13 protein-coding genes are annotated in these 17,465 nt (G+C 67.7%); 8 read left to right on the top strand and 5 right to left on the bottom strand.

Annotation, left to right across the window (positions count from 1 at the left end):
- Window positions 1–97 precede the first annotated feature (97 nt).
- From KXR53_RS21910 to KXR53_RS21895, 4 genes are all read right to left on the bottom strand, one after another.
- Window positions 98–958, bottom strand: a complete 861-nt coding sequence (locus KXR53_RS21910) for a TauD/TfdA dioxygenase family protein (RefSeq protein WP_437377397.1) — start codon at window positions 956–958, stop codon at window positions 98–100.
- A gap of 97 nt (window positions 959–1,055) precedes the next feature.
- Entirely contained in the window at window positions 1,056–1,730 is a 675-nt protein-coding gene (locus tag KXR53_RS21905; RefSeq protein WP_437377396.1) for a TetR/AcrR family transcriptional regulator, read from the bottom strand.
- Between the two features lie 232 nt (window positions 1,731–1,962).
- Window positions 1,963–3,351 carry a sensor histidine kinase gene (locus KXR53_RS21900; RefSeq protein ID WP_437377395.1) on the bottom strand — a complete coding sequence of 463 codons (1,389 nt, stop codon included), beginning with the start codon at window positions 3,349–3,351 and terminating at the stop codon, window positions 1,963–1,965.
- Window position 3,352: 1 nt separating this feature from the next.
- On the bottom strand, window positions 3,353–4,012 hold the full coding sequence (locus KXR53_RS21895; protein WP_437377394.1) for a response regulator: 660 nt from the start codon (window positions 4,010–4,012) through the stop codon (window positions 3,353–3,355).
- A 144-nt stretch (window positions 4,013–4,156) separates the two neighbouring features.
- Here KXR53_RS21895 and KXR53_RS21890 point away from each other — a divergent pair, with 144 nt between their 5' ends.
- From KXR53_RS21890 to KXR53_RS21875, 4 genes are all read left to right on the top strand, one after another.
- Window positions 4,157–4,972, top strand: a complete 816-nt coding sequence (locus KXR53_RS21890) for a MipA/OmpV family protein (RefSeq protein WP_437377393.1) — start codon at window positions 4,157–4,159, stop codon at window positions 4,970–4,972.
- 139 nt (window positions 4,973–5,111) lie between these two features.
- Window positions 5,112–6,278, top strand: coding sequence for an efflux RND transporter periplasmic adaptor subunit (locus KXR53_RS21885; RefSeq protein ID WP_437377392.1), 1,167 nt, complete (start codon window positions 5,112–5,114; stop codon window positions 6,276–6,278).
- A gap of 14 nt (window positions 6,279–6,292) precedes the next feature.
- Complete coding sequence (locus KXR53_RS21880; RefSeq protein WP_437377391.1) at window positions 6,293–9,463, top strand: efflux RND transporter permease subunit; 3,171 nt, start codon at window positions 6,293–6,295, stop codon at window positions 9,461–9,463.
- Window positions 9,464–10,357: 894 nt separating this feature from the next.
- On the top strand, window positions 10,358–11,137 hold the full coding sequence (locus KXR53_RS21875) for an alpha/beta fold hydrolase (protein WP_437377390.1): 780 nt from the start codon (window positions 10,358–10,360) through the stop codon (window positions 11,135–11,137).
- A 170-nt stretch (window positions 11,138–11,307) separates the two neighbouring features.
- Here the strand turns inward: KXR53_RS21875 and KXR53_RS21870 are convergent, their stop codons facing one another.
- Complete coding sequence (locus tag KXR53_RS21870) at window positions 11,308–14,190, bottom strand: ATP-binding protein (protein ID WP_437377389.1); 2,883 nt, start codon at window positions 14,188–14,190, stop codon at window positions 11,308–11,310.
- A 206-nt stretch (window positions 14,191–14,396) separates the two neighbouring features.
- On the opposite strand from KXR53_RS21870, the gene KXR53_RS21865 reads away from it, so the two are divergent.
- The 4 genes from KXR53_RS21865 to KXR53_RS21850 form a co-directional block, all read left to right on the top strand.
- On the top strand, window positions 14,397–15,689 hold the full coding sequence (locus KXR53_RS21865; RefSeq protein WP_437377388.1) for an epoxide hydrolase family protein: 1,293 nt from the start codon (window positions 14,397–14,399) through the stop codon (window positions 15,687–15,689).
- A gap of 224 nt (window positions 15,690–15,913) precedes the next feature.
- Complete coding sequence (locus tag KXR53_RS21860) at window positions 15,914–16,525, top strand: helix-turn-helix domain-containing protein (RefSeq protein WP_437377387.1); 612 nt, start codon at window positions 15,914–15,916, stop codon at window positions 16,523–16,525.
- Window positions 16,526–16,572: 47 nt separating this feature from the next.
- The gene (locus tag KXR53_RS21855; protein WP_437377386.1) at window positions 16,573–16,989 is read left to right on the top strand and encodes an organic hydroperoxide resistance protein; all 417 of its coding nucleotides are present in this window, start codon (window positions 16,573–16,575) and stop codon (window positions 16,987–16,989) included.
- Window positions 16,990–17,063: 74 nt separating this feature from the next.
- On the top strand, window positions 17,064–17,465 hold a 402-nt coding region (locus KXR53_RS21850; RefSeq protein WP_437377385.1), incomplete at its 3' end, for an alpha/beta fold hydrolase.

Here is a 17,465-nt window from a genome sequence, read left to right as displayed (position 1 = left end):
CCTCCCGGGCCATGCTGTTCTTCGACGAGACGCCGCGGCCCATGGCCTGGCCGACGGCTGCCTTCGGTCGTGCTCCGCGTGCCGGCCGCCGGGTCCCTCAGGCCGCGGCGGCGGCCGGCGCGTGGCCTTCGATGGTGGTCCGGTACATCACCCGGCGGTATCCGGGATAGTCGTTGATCGCGGTGTGCAGCACGAAAGGGTTGTTCCACATGCCGAGCGTGCGCGGCGCCCAGCGCAGGCGGCAGTTGAACTCCGGCCGCGTCGCCCGGGCCATCAGGAAGTCGATCAGCGGCTTGCTCTCCTCTTCCGACATGCCCTTGAAATGGGTCAGGACGCTGCTGACGAAGACGTAGCGCCGCCCGGTCACCGGCTGGGCGCAGATCACCGGGTGCTCGACCGCCGCGTTCTCGATCGCCTCGACGTCCCTGGTGACGCCGAGGCGCTTCTGCGCCGCGTTGATCGCGAAGACGCCCCGCCCGCTGTGGATGCCGGTCAGGCCCTCGAGGATCGAGATCAGCCTGGGAGACAGCGACTGATAGGCCTTCTCCAGGCTGGTGAAGCAGGTATCGCCGCCGACCGGCGGCACCTCCTCGCCGTACAGCATGGTCACGCCCGGCGGCTTCGCCAGCCAGGCCAGGTCCATGTGCCAGTCCTCGCCGATCACCTTTCCGGTGTCGTCGGCCTCGCGCACGAAGCGGACGATATCCTCGAACCCCTCGATCGGGGTGTGCACGGGATTGCCGCTGAACGGCCCGAAGCGGCGGGCGACCTGCTGCAGCGTGGCCGGCACGAGGTCCTGATCGCGCACCGCGAGCACGTGGTATTCGTGCAAGGCCCGCAGCACGTCCCGGAACGTATCCTCGGCCGCCATCCTCAGATCGACGCCGATGATCTCCGCCCCCAGCGCGCCGGTGAACGGCCGGAGCTCGAATTGGGTGAAGCGCCCGTCCCGCATCATCTTCCCGCCTCCCTGGTCGTCGCGCTCTTCGACGACGCGAGCTGACTTACGTGTAAGTAAGTATACCGCGAGCGGAAGGCCGTCAACTGGGGACTGGTCATGCCGTGCGATGGGATTGGAACTCCCCGCTCCCGGGCTCTCCGGCAGCGCTGATCATCCGGCCGAGCGCCCGGAACAGCAGCTCGATCTCGTCGAACCGCCCCGCATCCTGCGTCATGGGCGGACAGGCCAGGAGCATGACGCGCAGAACCCGCACGACGTCGTCAACATCGGTCCCCGGCCGCAGCTGCCCCGCTTTTGCGGCCTCCTCGACCGCATGACGGAGACAGGCATCATATGTGCGGTTGACCCGCTCGAGCGCCGCCACCGCCTCGCTGCCGAGCGTCGGCAGGTCGTGGCGCAGCCGCGACAGGGGGCTCCAGACGTTGCGGTCCCCGTCGCCCCTGTTGAAGCGTTCGTAGTATCGGCGCAGGTCGTCCAGCTGCATCGACAGCCGTTCGGCGAAGGTGGCGGTTCCCGCCCGCCAATAGCGCTCGATGCGGGCCACGGCGTTCGAGGCGATGTCCTCGATCAGCTCCCGCATCAGTTGCTGCTTGCTGCCGAAATGATGATGGATGTTGGCCCGTGTCGTCCCGATCACGGCGGCGATGTCGCCGAAGCTGAAGCCCTCATGCCCCTTCAGGACATAGAGCTCCGCAGCAACCGATTTGATCCGGTCGCGAGTCCCCCCTGAGGCGTCGGGTTCGGACGTTCCGCTGTCCTGACGTGCCATGTCGTTAGCCCACGGTTCGCGTGCCGAGTGTTGTGAGGCCACTGCGATCGGCTTGTATAGCTCACAATTCGATCCGTCGCGGGAGGGATCGACATTGAAGCGATGCCATCACGGCCAGGCGGCGACCTTCCGGAACTGGCGAGCGCTTGTCCGGCCACCACCGACGGCTGGGGAGATAGCGAGACCAGGATGGTCGCGACTGTAGCGGGCCGCCGGAGCGGCGCCAGGGCTGTCACCCGTAGTGCGAGGTCCGGAGGTCCGGCGGCAGCACCGGCGGCGGCGCGCTCGGCAGCCGCAAGCGGACGTGCAGCCCACCGAGTGCGCCCGGCTCCAGCCGGTCCACCGGCACATCCATGCGCCGGCAAAGCTCGGCGACGATCGAGAGGCCGAGGCCGACCCCATCGCCTCCGGAGCGTCCGAGCCGCTGGAACCGCTCGAACGCACGCTCGAACGCCTCCGCCGATAGGCCGGGTCCGTCATCCCCTACCAGCAGGTCGGTGGCAGCCGGGTGGCCTCGGGCGATCGTGACGATGACCCGGCCTGGCGAGGCGGCGTACTTCACCGCGTTCTCGACGAGGTTCCGCAGCACGATCGCCAGCAGCTCCCGGTGGCCCGTGACCGCAGCTGACCGAGGCGATTCCAGCGTGACCTCCACGTTGCGCTCATTGGCCGATGGCACCAGGTCGGCGATGACGGACTGAACGAGCTCGACCAGATCGATGCGGCCGACGGGGCGTCGCGTGAGATCGATCGACTGTGACCGGGCGACGTCGAGGAGCTGCGCGACCAGCCGGCCCGCGCGGTTCGTGGCCTCCAGGATATTGGCGAAACGCGGCTGGATACGCTCGGGAACGTCACCTTCGAGGGCTTCCACCTGTGCTCGGATCGCGGTCAGCGGGGTGCGGAGCTCATGGGCCGCGTTCGACACGAAGTCGCGCTCGTGTTCCAGCACCAGTTGCAGCCGTGCCATCAGGCCGTTCAGCGCGTGAGCAACCCCTCGCAGTTCGCTCGGGGCCTCCGCCTCGTCCAGCGGCGCGAGGTTCTCCTCGCTGCGATCGCGGACCTGGTCGGCGAAGGCGCCGAGCGGCTTCAGGCCAGAACGGATGCCGACGGTCATGGCAAATCTGACCAATGCCGCCGAGATCAGGACATAGCCCGCCACCAGGCCGGCCACCTGAAGAGAGGAGAAGAAGGGCTCATACGTGTCTACGCCGATCGCGACCCGTGTGCCGGTACGCTCGTCCTCGAAGCTGTCGATGGTCACCGAATCACCGTGGATATCGACCGTTCCCTTCAGGGGCAGAGCCAGAAGTTGTTCCGCCGGCAGCGGCTCCGAGGCATAGAGCAGTTGCCCGTTCCGGCTGATCACGATCAGGTAGTCGTGGAGGTCGACCTCGAAGTCGGAGCCCTGTCGCGGCGTGAACAGCGGAAACACCGTCGGCGAAGCCGGCTGTGTCGAGGCGAAGGCCAGCATCAGCTGTGCCGTGTGAGCGGTCCGGCTGTGGAACGACTCGTTGTACTCCAACGCGACGGCGACCACGATCAGGAGGGATGCCGGCGCCCAGACCGCCGCGATCAGCCAGGCCAGTCGACGCTGCAGGCGCGCACGGATCGACGGCATGCTATTCCCTCGGCAGCATGTAGCCGACCCCGCGGATCGTCTGGATCAGATCGGCGCCGAGCTTGCGGCGGATCTGCGCGACGAAGACTTCCAGCGTGTTGCTCTCGGCTTCCCCGCTCCAGCCATAGAGGTGGTCCTCGAGAGCGTGCCGGGTGAGCACCCGACCCTGATTCTCGACGAACATCAGCAGCAGCGCAAACACCTTCGGCGTCAGCGCGATGCTTTCGCCGCCGCGCTGCACGGTGAAGGACGCAGGATCGATCCGCAGGTCCCGGTATTGCAGGGCCTCCGACCGGCGGTCACCGCGGCGACGGGCAATCGCGCGGCAGCGGGCCATCAGCTCCTCCATCGCGAACGGCTTGACCAGATAGTCGTCGGCGCCCAGGTCGAGGCCGCGCACCCTGGTGTCCAGCTCGTAGCGCGCGCTCAGAATCAGGACACGGAGGCCGTGGCCGGCCGCCCGCTGCTCCCGCAGGATCTCGAGGCCGTCCCGGTCCGGCAGGCCGAGGTCGAGGATCATCAGGTCGAAGGCGTCCAGCTCGGTGATCCCGTCGAGGCCGGCTGCGTTCCTGAGCCAGTCGACGGTCATGCCGGACCGGGTCAGGCGTGCGCGGATGGCGTCGCCGATCAGCGGGTCGTCCTCGACAAGCAGGATGCGCATCACTCACTCCCGGTGGCTCGGGCGACAGCATCCCATCGGAATCTGAAACGAAGCTGAATCGCCGCCTCCGTCACGTTCAGGTCCGGTTCAGGTACCGCTGGCAGGGTCGGCGCCGCATCCGACCCAACATAAGGCAAAAACAAGATGAGACGCGCATTCTTCGGCCGCGGGCTGTTCCCGGCCGCGATCCTTTGCGTCACCGCGGCGGTCCAGACGGCGGCGGGAAGTGCAGCGGCCCAGGACGAGCCTCCGGCGGAATGGTCATTCACCCTCGGCGGCGGCGGAATGTATGCGCCGGACTACGAGGGGTCCGATGACTACACGGTGTTGCCGTTGCCATTCGTGGAGATCTCCTGGCAGGACCGGATCCGGCTGACGACCGAAGGGGGGCCGGGGATCTTCGCGACCCCGTTCGCGACCGACGGCCTGCGGCTCGACCTCGGCGTCCGATACGAGTTCGGGCGCTACGAGGACGACAACGACGCTTTGAAAGGGCTCGGCGATCTCGAGGTCGGCGCAGTGGCGGTCGTCCGATTCGGCTACGAGGCTGGCCCCGTGAATCTCGGCCTGGAGGTCGCCCGCGACCTGACCGGCGATCGCAACGGCCTGACGGCCACCGCCGAGGCGGAATATACGATCCAGCTGCTCGACGACGTCCGGCTCGGCGTGACCCCGCACCTCACCTGGGCCGACGACGAGTACATGAGCAACACCTTCGGCATCACCGCGGCCCAGGCCGCACGATCGGCCCGCGGGCTCTCCAGCTACGACGCCGGCAGCGGCCTGAAGGACGTCGGCATCAATCTCGGCATCGGATACATGATGACCGACTCGATCTACTTGATGGGCCAGGTCGGCTACAGCCGGCTGCTCGGTGACGCCGCCGACAGCCCGCTGGTCAACAGCGAGGGCAGCGCCGATCAGCTCTCCGCGATGCTCGGTCTGACTTACCGCTGGTAGCGGAGCGAGGAGGCGGCAGACGGACTCTCCGCTTCCCCTTTCCCAACGAGGGCTGGACGACGGCTGGATCGAGGACCGGTGAGGTGAAATGGTTTGGCTTTTCTGTCGTGGCGGCCGACTGAAGCCCTGGGGGCTTCTGTTGTTCAGCGCCCGCGTGGCGGTTGCGGTCATCCTGAACTTCGGCGTCCTGGCCGAGGAAGCGGCTAGGCCGGACCGGCAGCGGATGCTGCCGTCGATCGTCGTCGCCGAGGCTGTCGAGCGCAGGATCGGCGATCATGTTCTCGCGACCGGTTCGATCGAGGCGGTGGAGGAGATCCATGTCTCGCCGCTCGTGGACGGGCTTCCGATCCGGACCTTGAATGCCGATATCGGAGACCGGGTCGAACAGGGCAGCACACTGGCCGTCCTCGATGACGACGCGCTGCTTCTGGAGAAAAGCCGGCTCGAGGCCGGAGTCGTCAAGGCCGAGGCCGCGCTCACCCAATTCCAGGCGCAGCTTGTCGAAGCCAGGGCGAATTCGGAGGAGGCGACGCGCGTCGCCCATCGCGCCGAGTTGCTATCGGCCAACAAGACAGTCTCGCGGGCGGAGGTCGACCGGCTGAAGGCATTGGCCACCGCCTCGGGCGCCCGCCTCCGTTCGGCGGAGCAATCCCTGAGCATTGCGGCAGCGGATATCAGGCTGGCCCGCGCGCAGCTCGATGACATCGACCTGCGGCTCGCCCGCACGGCCGTCAAGGCTCCCGTCGGCGGCGTGATTTCCGCCAGGAATGCCAAGGTGGGCGGCGTCGTCGCCGGCAGCGGTCTGCCGCTTTACACGATCATCCGCGACGGTCTCATCGAGATGAAGGCCGAAGTGGCCGAGGCCGACCTCATCAAGCTCGCGGTCGGGCAGTCCGCAGCGGTCAGGCTCGCCGGCAGCAGCACGACCGTCCAGGGGAAGATCCGCATGGTGAGACCGACGGTCGATCCGCAGACGCGTCTCGGCACCGTCCACATCACCCTGGCCGATACGGCCAAGGCCCGGGTAGGCATGTATGCGAGCGCAACCATCATTGCCGAAGAGAAGCAGGCGGTCGTCCTGCCGCGGACGTCCGTCACGTCAGCGCACGGCATATCCACGGTCCGCAAGGTCGAAAACGGCGTCGTGCGGCTGGTGCCGGTGACGGTCGGCATCCAGGACGGGTCATTCGTCGAGATCCTCTCCGGCCTCGAGGCCGGCGAGCAGGTAGTGGCAAAGGCCGGCGCCTTCGTGCGCGACGGTGACCGGATCATTCCGGTCAAGCCGGCCCAGCCGTTCACCAACTGACCGGATTCGAGACCATGAATCTCTCTGCCTGGTCGATCCGCAATCCGATCGCGCCGATTCTGGTGGTCTTCGTGCTCGTCGTGCTGGGCTGGCAATCGTTCAACGCCTTGCCGATCACGCAATTCCCGAACATCGACATCCCGATCGTCTCGATCGTCGTCACGCAGAGCGGCGCCACGCCGGTCGAACTCGAAACCCAGGTCACCAAGCTGATCGAAGACGAGGTCACCAGCATTTCCGGTGTCGATCACATCGAGTCGACGATCACCGACGGGCGATCCACGACGTCCGTCACCTTCCGCCTGGAGGTGCCCACCGCCCAGGCCGTGCAGGATGTCAAGGATGCGGTCGACCGGATCCGCGGCGATCTTCCGGCCGCGATCGATCCCCCGATCGTATCGAGAGTCGAGTTCGAAGCTCAGGCGATCCAGACCTTTGCGGTCTCCTCGCCCGGCCTGGCGCTTGAGGAGCTGTCCTGGTTCGTCAAGGACACGGTCATCCGCGCCATCCAGGGTCAACGCGGCGTCGGTCGGGTTGAACGGCATGGCGGCTCTGATCGTGAGGTCCGTATCGAGCTCGATGCCGATCGCCTGGACTCCTTCGGAATCACCGCGGCCGACGTCAACGGGCAGCTCCGCCGGATGAACCTGGATCTCGGCTCCGGCCGCGGCCAGGTCGGCGGCAGCGAACAGGCGATCCGCATGCTCGGTGATGCGCGCGACGCGGCCAGGCTCGCCGACACGATGATCTGGCTGCCGAACGGCCGCCTCGCCCGGCTGTCCGAACTTGGCCAAGTGGCAGATACCGTCGAAGAGCCTCAGTCGTTTTCCCGCTTCAACGGGAATCCGAGCGTCACGTTTTCCGTGTTCCGGGCCAAGGGAGCCAGCGAGGTGAGCGTCGCCGAAGCGGTGGCCAAGACGCTCGACGACATCCGCGCGAAGCACCCCGGCGTCACCATCGAGATGGTCGACGATGCGGTCTCCATCGCCTATGGAACCTACGAGGCCGCAGTTGACGCTCTGATCGAGGGTGCGCTCCTCGCCGTCCTCGTCGTGATGGTGTTCCTGCGCAACTGGCGATCAACCCTGATCGGAGCGATCGCCCTGCCGCTGTCGGCCGTTCCGACTTTCTGGGTCATGGACCTCCTCGGCTTCTCGCTGAACCAGGTCAGCCTGCTCGCCATGACACTCGCGACCGGCATCCTCGTCGACGACGCGATCGTGGAGATCGAGAACATCGCGAGGCACATCCGGATGGGCAAGTCGCCCTACCGTGCCGCGATCGATGCCACGGACGAGATCGGCCTCGCGGTGATCGCCACCACCTTCGCGCTGATCGCGGTTTTCCTGCCGGTCTCCTTCATGCCGGGCATCCCCGGGCAATACTTTATCCAGTTCGGCCTGACGGTCGCCGTCTCCGCCTTCTTCTCCCTCTTGGTCGCCCGCCTGATCACGCCGGTCATGGCGGCCTATCTGATGCGCCCGACGGATATCGGCGACGACCGCCATGGCCGCGACGACACCGGCATCACGAAACTCTATACGGCCCTCCTCGGCGTCACGACCCGCTGGCGCTATTCGACACTGCTCGCCGCCCTCGGCTGCCTGGCCGTCTCCGTTTATGTTATGGCCCAGATTCCAGGCAGCTTCATACCGCCGGAGGACGACTCGCGCATCAACCTGGCGGTCGAGCTGCCGCCGGGCGCGATGCTCGAGGATACGGAACGGACGACGACGGCACTCTACGATCGGATCAAGGATATCGACGGCATCGAGAGCGTCCTGGTGCTCGGCGGCGCTTCACCGCGCGGCGATCTCGAGTTGCGGCTCGCCACCGTCAAAGTGCTTCTCGAACCGCTCGATCATTCGCTCTTAACCAAGGTCATGAACACCGTGGTCGGCTGGATTCGGGTGGCCGACCTCTACTTGCCGAAGCCGCCATCGGCTGGCCGCACCAGACCTCAATCACAGATCGAAGCGGACATCCTCGGCCGACTGCGTTCGATCCCCGATGCTCGCATCTTCAAGGTCAACGAAGAGGGCACACACGACCTGTCCTTCAACCTGCTGTCCAACAACGAAGCGGATCTGGACAAGGCGGTCGCACTTCTGGAGACAAAGCTGCGCGGCGATCCGCTGCTCGCCGATGTGAGCGCGGACGGTTCCCTGCCCCGGCCGGAACTGCAGATCCGGCCACGCGACGACCGGATGGCGCGACTTGGCATCATGCCGGAGCAGGTTTCCCAGGTCATCCGCGTCGCCACCATCGGCGATATCGACGAGCAGTTGACGAAGATCGCGCTCGACGGGCGGCTGATCCCGATCCGTGTGCAGCTCGACAGCGACTTCCGCAGCGACATCGCCGCGATCCGCAACCTGAAGGTCGAGACCGGGTCCGGATCGACCGTTCCGCTGTCCAGCGTCGCGGACATCGACACTTCGGAAGGACCCAGTTCGATCAGGCGCTACGACCGCCACCGCGTCGTCGCGCTCGGCGCGAACCTGCCGCCCGGCATTGCGCTCGATACCGCGTCCGAACGCTTCGAGGCGCTCGCGGCCGAGGCCGGCCTTCCTGCGACCGTCGAGGTCTTCGAAAGCGGTGATGTCGAGCTGCAGGCCGAAGTGCAACAGAGCTTCGCCAACGTGATGATCCTGGCCCTGATGCTGGTGCTGGCCGTCCTGATCCTGCTCTTCAGGGACGTGGTGCAGCCCTTCACCATTCTGTTCTCGCTGCCGCTCGCCATCGGCGGTGTCGCGGCCGGCCTGATCCTGACCCAGAACGCGCTCTCGATGCCGGTGCTGATCGGCATCCTCATGCTGATGGGCGTCGTCAGCAAGAACGCGATCCTGCTCGTCGACTTCGGCGTCGAGATGGTGCGTGCCGGCATGGACCGGACGGTCGCGATCATCGAGGCCGGGCGCAAGCGGACGCGGCCGATCGTCATGACCTCGATAGCGATGTCCGCAGGCATGCTGCCCTCCGCACTCGGCGTCGGCGAAGGCGGCTCCTTCCGCGCCCCGATGGCGATCGCCGTCATCGGAGGCATCATGGTTTCGACGGTGCTGAGCCTCGTCGTCGTCCCCTCCTTCTTCCTCGTCATGGACGACCTGTCGCGGCTGCTCGCCCGCATGTTCGGCCGCTGGGTCGGCAGGAAGGACGAGGAAGAGCTGCCGCTCGATCGCTAGGCGCTCACCGGGCTTGCCACCGAGCTGGGCGGCGTGGTCGAAAGCCTGGGGGAACGCGTCGCGATGCTGGAGGAAGAGCGGCGCGACAAATCCGACCGCAAGGTGGTTCCATCCCTGAATCGATCAGGATCAGCCGAGGCCATTCCGCTTGAGTTACACGGTCATAGTTCGTGGCGGTCGTGTCCCGGGGAGTGGTGTAGGTGACGAGAGGGTCACCGTGGTTTGCCGGCGTGGCCGGGAAGGGTCAGACTGCCAGTTCAGGCAGGGCGACGGTGGGATCATCGCCCGAGGCCGCGGCGCTTTCCAGGGTCATGCAGCGGCAGTGCCGGACGGCCCATTCGTCACTTTGGCTTACCTTGCCTTCTGGAAGCTCCGCAGAATGCAGAAAGCCCCGCCTTTTTTGGGCGGGGCGCTGGCTCGGACCTCGATATCGAGGGAGTTATAACAAAGGTGGTTGCGGGGACAGGATACCACCGATACCCATACGAGCTCGCCATCGCCGTATAGCAAGCGGGCTGATATCCAGCCGCTCCCAGACATGCCGTCAGCGGCTGGGAACTGGCCATCAAGATGATCGACGCTCGGTGTTTTGGCCTTGCGCCATGCGCAAGCAACTCTGAATACCTCACGCCGTCGCTGCGTTCCGGAGACTTCGGAGTGCCGGCCGAAGGACACAGAATACAGCAATCGGCGGCAAAGGCCGGCGGTCCTGTGAAAGCGCGGACGAGCCTCCGGTGCTACGGTCTTGAACGGAACGGCTTCTCTATGACCCGCCCTGTTCAGCCTTCGGCGCGCAGCTGAATCCATTCATAGGGTCAGTCACATAGGCGCTGCGCTCCAAACTGAGCGAGTAGCCGGCCTCTGATCATCGCGATACCGCAAAGGAACACGTCTATGCGCTTCCGCTCTCTCGCAATCGCTGCGCTCGGTCTTGCGCTATCCCTGACTGCGACCTCATCCCGGGCCATTGCTGCCGGAATCAACAATATTGTCATCGTCCACGGCGCTTTCGCCGATGGTTCCGGCTGGCGCAAGGTCTCCGACATTCTGGCCGGCGAGGGATACAATGTCTCGATCGTGCAGCAGCCCCTGACCTCTCTGCAGGATGACGCCGCGGCAACCCGGCGAGTCCTGTCGCTGCAGGACGGCCCGACTGTGCTCGTCGGGCACAGCTACGGCGGAATGGTCATCAGCGACGCCGGGAACGACGGCAAGGTCGCGGCCCTGGTCTACGTCGCAGCCTTCCAGCCCGAGAAGGGCGAAACTCTAGCCGGGCTCGCCGAAAGCAAACCGGATCCGAGCATGCAGCCCGGCGCGGTTAAGGCAACAGCCGATGGCTACCTCTATCTTGACCCGAAGGCCTTTGCGGCAGCCTTCGCGGCAGACCTGCCGGAGGCGGATGCGGATTTCTTCGCTCGATCGCAGGTATTCGCATCAAAGGCGGCGTTCACAGCCGCGGCTGGCGAGCCGGCCTGGAAAGTCAAGCCGAGCTGGGCTCTCGTCGCAACGCAGGACAGGTCGATCAATCCCGCCCTCGAACGTGACATGGCCAAGCGCGCGGGAAGCAAGATCCGGGAAGTGGAAGCGAGCCACGCGGTCTATATCGCAAAGCCGGAGGCCGTCGCCGCGATCATTGTCGAGGCCGCTGAATCGGTTTCGAAACAGACCCGATAGGCAGCAGCATCGAATTCGCCTCGTCGGCACGGCGGCGCTCCATGCAGGGCATGCGCACCGCCAAGCCGCTTGTACGACCGACGGCTCGATTGGGAACAGCTGCGTCCCTCGGGATGCCTCAAGCCTGCGGGATGAGCTGCAATCAGCCGAATTCCACGTCGCCTCTCACGTCATGAGGATTGTCGAGTGGGGACTCGCGTCAAGGCCGCCAGCAGCCGCCCGGCAGTCTGAACATCCGCCGTTTCCGCCCCCTCGGTGAAGCGCTCGAACACCGGCCGCAGTATCGCCGTCGCCTCATCGGACCGGCCCTGGCGGGCCAGCAGCGATGCGAGATCGACCGCAGCCCGCAGCTCCCAGGCCGGCGCGGCCTGGGAGCGGCTCCAGGACAGCGATTGCCCGAAGCATGCGTCGGCATCGGTGTCGATGGCTTTCGGCATTCCGAGCAGCATCCGACCCTTCACCCGCAGGAGCTCAGGCATATAGACGAGGTCGCCCTGTGTCTCGACCCGGCGGATCGTTTCGTTGACCACTGCCAGGCCCTCGGCCGGGCGGCCGAGGGCCGCAAGCCCTTCCGCGAGCGAGATGTCGAGCGCTGTGGTAAGCACCTCATAGCGCGCCTCGTGCAGCGTCTTCAGGCCCTCCTGCAAGGCCTCGACCCCGGCTTTCACGCCGCCGCGACGGACGGCCAGCGCCCCGGCGAGGGCCCGTCCGACGGCGAGATAGGGCCCCAACGAATGGGAATCGGCGCGGGCGGTGAACCACTCCACATGCTCCTCGGCGCTGCCGAGATCGCCGGTCCAGAGAAACACGGTGATCGCCCAGAGCATGGCAACGGAGAGCGTGACCGGATGATCCATCCGCCCGGCATCCCGGACGGACCGGCGGGCATGCTCCACAGCCTGGGCCGGGTAGCCCTGCAGCCACAAGGTCCTGGCGAGGATGGCGCCGGCCAGGTTCTGGCCTTCGAAGCCGAGATAGATCGTGCTGGAGCGCGGTGCGCCCGGCTGTTGCCTCAACGCCGCCTCGAGCGCCATGCGGGCGCCGCCGAGATCGCCGGCCAGATGCAGCGAGATGCCGAGGAGGAAATGGGCCAGCGCCGCAGCGGCCGGATCCTCGACGGAACCGGCGAGGGCGGCAGCGCGCTTCGCATGGCCCAGGGCGACATTGAACTCGCCCGCCCGCAGATGGAACATGTGCAGCGGGCCCAGCAGCAGCAACCGGCCGAGGGCATCCTCGCGCGCGTCGGCGATCGCGAGGCCTCTCTCGAGCGTCGTCCGCGCCGCGTCGCTCGCCCCCTGCATGAACATCAGCGCCATCCCCAGCGCCGCCTGGAGATGCATCTCCTCCTTGCCGCCACGGGTGGTGTCGTCGAGGGCGACGATCGCCCGCTCGGACCAGCGCCGGCATTCGGGGAGCAGCGACATCGCCAGGAAGACGGGAGCCGCAGCCGTGGCGAGGGACATGCCGAGCCTGGCATCGCCGGCCGGGCCGAAGCACCAGTACAGGGCTGCGCGCACATTGTTCATGGCGGAGAGGTACGGCCCTCGCTCCGCCGCGTTCGACAAGGCTGGCCATTCGCCCCCGAGTTGCTCCAGCCAGCGCCGGTAGTAGCCGGCGTGGCGCGCCGCCAGGGCGGCGCGCTCGGCGTCATCGGCGATCTGGCGGGCATAGGCGCGTGTGGTGTCGAGCAGGCGGTAGCGCATCATGGCGCCGACCGGGCGGGTCGCGACCATCGACTTGGCGACCAGACTGTCGATCGCGTCGAAGACCATGGCGTCGTCCGCGGCCCCGCCGGTCGCCACCCCCAGCGCCGCCTCGATCGTGAACGGCCCGACGAAGACGGCCAGCCGGCGCAGCACGAGGCGCTCCGGCTCGGACAGCAGGCCGTAGCTCCAGTCCAGCGTCGCCTGCAGGGTCCGCTGCCGCGGCGGCGCGCTGCGCTGACCCGGCCAGGAGAGTGGCAGGCGCTGGTCGAGCAGCGCCGCAGTCTGCTGGAGGCCATAGGCCTGGACCCGCCCGGCCGCCAGCTCGATCGCGAGCGCCACGCCGTCGAGCCTTCGGCAGATTTCTGCCACGAGAGCCGCATCCGCGTCGCTGAGCTGCAAGGGAGTGCCGGCCGCCGCAGCGCGCTCCAGGAACAGCCGGGCGGCGGGAAATTCCCTGACCGCCGCAGCGGTGAGGCCGGAATCGACCGGCGGGCTGGCCAGGGGCGCCAGCTGGTGGACCTGCTCGCCCTCGACCCGCAGGGCCTCGCGGCTGGTGGCGAGGATGTGCACCTGTGGGGCGGCCAGGAAGATGTTCGCCGCCAATGCGGCTGCGCCTTCGATGACATGCTCGCAGCTGTCGAGAACCAGCAGGAAGCGCCGGTCGCGCAGATAGGCGATCAGACGCGGGGTCGGATCATCCGACTGGATCGGCAGCCCCAGCATCGATGCCACTGCGACCGGGACCATGCCCGGATCCGTCAGCATCCCGAAATCTACGAAGAGTGCCGCCCCGCCAAACGCCCCCAGCTGGTCGTGCGCGACCGCGATCGCGACCGTGGTCTTGCCGACCCCGCCCGGGCCGACGATGGTGACGAAGCGCGCGGCGGCGAGCTGGGCCGACAGCGCCTGGACACCCTCCTCCCGCCCGACCATCCGGGCCAGGCGCGCCGGCAGGAAGGTGGCGCCGATCGAGGAGGCTCCGGCGGTGGCGGAGCCGTCCGTCGCGCCGGCCGAACGCGCGACCGGAGCGACGAAGCAGTATCCCCGGCCTGCGAGAGTGGCGATGTAGCGAGCGCCGTCCCGGCCATCGCCGAGCGCCTTGCGCAGCCCGGCGATGTGAAACCGCAGGCTGCCTTCCTCGACGGTCACGTCGGGCCAGACCTCGGCCATCAGGTCCCGCTTGCCGACCAGTTCGTTCGGGCGGGAAACCAGGGCGATCAGGATGTCGAGGGCTCGCGCGCCCAGCTCGACGGGGACGTCGTCCCTGGTCAGGAGCCGCTCGCCCACGGCCAGGCGGAAGGGACCGAAGGAGAAGACATCCCCGGCCTGCGCCGGCCCTATGATCATTCTCCGTCCTCCGCCATCGCCTGAATCGATCGAACGCATCCTAGGGGACGGGCCGCGGCCGCACCACCGGCCGCCTGCCGGGCGCAGAATGCAGCAATCGGCGGCAAACCCCAGCAGTCTCGTAAAAGCATGGGCAAGGTCCCGGCGCTAGGGTCCCGGACGGAACGGCCTCCCCCGGCCTGCCTGCCTTCAGCAGAGGAACGATCATGTCCGAAGCATTGCCGCCCGCCACCCGGCGCGGCTTCCTGGCGTCGTCTGCGACCGCGCTTCTCGCCGCCACGGCGGCCAACGCCCTGCCCCTTCTCTCTTCGCGCCCCGCTGCGGCCGCCCAGGGCAATGCCGTTCGCCCGCTCCGCGTCGAGGTCCCGGAGGACGCGCTGACCGATCTGCGCCGGCGCATCGCCGCGACCCGCTGGCCCGGCAGGGAAACTGTTGCCGACCAGTCCCAGGGCGTGCAGCTCGCGAGGCTCCGGGCGCTGGTGCGCTACTGGGGGACGGACTACGACTGGCGGAAGGTGGAAGCCAAGCTCAACGCCCTGCCGATGTTCGTGACCGAGATCGACGGGCTCGACATCCAGTTCATCCACGTCCGTTCCACACACGAGAACGCCCTGCCGCTGATCATGACCCATGGCTGGCCGGGATCGATCCTGGAGCTGGTGAAAGCCATCGGCCCGCTGACCGACCCCACGGCGCATGGCGGCAGCGCGGAGGACGCGTTCCACCTGGTCGTGCCGTCGCTGCCCGGCTTCGGCTTCTCCGGCAAGCCGACCGGGACCGGCTGGGGCTCGGACCATATCGCGCGGGCCTGGGGCGAGCTGATGGCGCGCCTGGGCTACAAGCACTTTGTGTCCCAGGGCGGCGATTGCGGATCCGTGATCTCGCACCGGATGGCGATGCAGAATGTGACGGGGCTGATCGGCATCCATGTCAACATGCCCGCCACCGTGCCGGCCGAGCTGCAGCCGCTTCTGGCGCAGGGCCTGCCCGCCCCGGCCGGGCTGCCAGCCCGGGAGAAGGCGGCCTACGATCAGCTGAACGACTTCTACCAGAACAACACCGGCTACTCCGCCATGATGGTGACGCGGCCGCAGACGGTGGGTTACGCCCTGGCGGATTCGCCGGTCGGCCAGGCCGCCTGGATGTACGACAAGATCGCGCAATGGACTTACAGCGGCGGCGATCCCGAGAAATCCCTGACCCGGGATGAGATCCTGGACGACATCTCGCTCTACTGGCTCACCAACAGCGCGACGTCCGCGGCGCAGATCTACTGGGAAGACCACTCCAACAACTTCAATGCGGTGGACATCTCCCTCCCCGCCGCGGTGACGATCTTCCCGGGCGAGATCTACCGCGCCCCGCGCAGCTGGGTCGAGCGCGCCTACCATAAGCTCATCTACTTCAACGAGGTCGACAAGGGCGGCCATTTCGCGGCCTGGGAGGAGCCCGAGCTGTTCGCCACCGAGGTTCGCGCCGCCTTCCGGTCGCTGCGTTGACCGGCATTGCAGGATTCGACACGGTCCCGGCGTCCTGCGCGGCCCGCGTTCGGCCGCGCCCGACAGGCCCTAACAGCGGCTCACAAGCCCTAACGAGCACCTCTCCGCGTCCTGGCGTAGACATCGAGGCATCCCGACGGGCCGGGCGGCGCAGCCGCCGCCCGCCGGGAACGCCCCCGGCGGATCACAGGCAGATCCCCGGCCCGGCGCCCGAGGACGGCTTGGTGGACGCGACGATGCAGAACGATGTGACACGCCTCATCGTCCCGGCCGAGGACGCGCAGAGCACTTCGACGGAAACGGCCGCGACGGACGGCATGTCGCCGGCCGAGGCGCTGATCGAGGATGTCCGCCGGGGGCTGGTGCGGAACCCGGAGGCGGCACGCGCCGCCGCGGTGCGGCTCGTGACGCTCCTCACATTGTCGGACGCGGCGAAGGCCGCGGGCAGCCGCGGCGGACTGGCCCCATGGCAAAAGCGCAGGGTCGACCGCTATTTGAGGCGGTCCCTGGACCGGCCGCTGCGCCTGGAGGAACTGGCGGAGCAGGCCGCGCTGAGCGTCAGCCACTTCGCCCGCGCCTTCAAGGAGAGCTTCGGGACCACTCCGCACAGCTACATCATTCGCCTCCGCCTGGAACAGGCCCAGCGGCTGATGCTGACCACCAGGGATCCGCTCAGCCAGATCGCGCTGGCCTGCGGCCTGACCAGTCAGGCGCATCTGTCGAAGCTGTTCCGCCGCTGGCTGGGCGAGACCCCGAGCGCCTGGCGCCGGCGGCACCTGACCGAGGCCCAGGCCGCCCCGCCGCCCAAAGACGGCCCCATCGAGCCATCGCCCTGAAGACCAGGGCGGACGACCGTCAACACCCCATTCGCAAGGAGACCATCGTGACCCGGATCGAAAAGGTTCTGTACACCGGCAAGACCCACACCACCGGCGGCCGGGACGGTATGGCCCGCAGCTCGGACGGTCGGCTGGACATCAAGCTCTCGCCCCCCGGCGGCCCGGGCACGGGCACGAATCCGGAGCAGCTGTTCGCCGCCGGCTGGTCGGCGTGCTTCATCGGTGCGATGGGCCGGGCGGCGACCGAGATGAAGGTCACCCTGCCGGCCGACCGGGCCGTCGACGCCGAGGTGGACCTGGGCACGACCGACGGCGCCTTCTTCCTTCAGGCCCGCCTCAACGTCAGCCTGCCCGGACTGGACCGCGAGACCGCCCAGGCCATCGTCGAGAAGGCGCACCAGATCTGCCCCTATTCCAAGGCCACCCGCGGCAACATCGACGTGACGCTCAGCGTGGTCTGAGCCATCGCCCGGCCTGCCCGTGCCGGCCGGGCGCGCCCCACCCATTCCTTGACCGATCCCCGACGGAGGGACGCATGCCCGAAGATATCGATCTCCCGCGCCGCCGCCTGTTCGGCACCGCGCTGATGACCCTGGCCGCCGCCCCGTTCGTCTCGATCGGACCTGCGGCCGCCGCGCAGACCGCCGCCCCCGCAGGCAAGGCCGCCATCCCGTCCGGCGCCACCTTCGGCCCGCTGAAGCAGATCGACGCCGGCGATCTGAACGTCGGATACGTCGAGGCCGGCCCGGCCGACGGACCCGTGGTCCTGCTGCTGCACGGCTGGCCCTACGACATCTACAGCTTCGTCGACGTCGTCCCGGTCCTGACGGCGGCCGGCTACCGGGTGATCGTGCCCTATCTGCGCGGCTACGGCAGCACCCGGTTCCGGTCGGAGGCCACGATCCGCAACGGCGAGCCGGCAGCCCTGGCCGCCGAC

It is taken from the genome of Inquilinus limosus, assembly GCF_051487185.1.
Classification (GTDB): domain Bacteria; phylum Pseudomonadota; class Alphaproteobacteria; order DSM-16000; family Inquilinaceae; genus Inquilinus; species Inquilinus limosus_F.
This window is presented reverse-complemented; position numbering and strand designations above follow the sequence as displayed.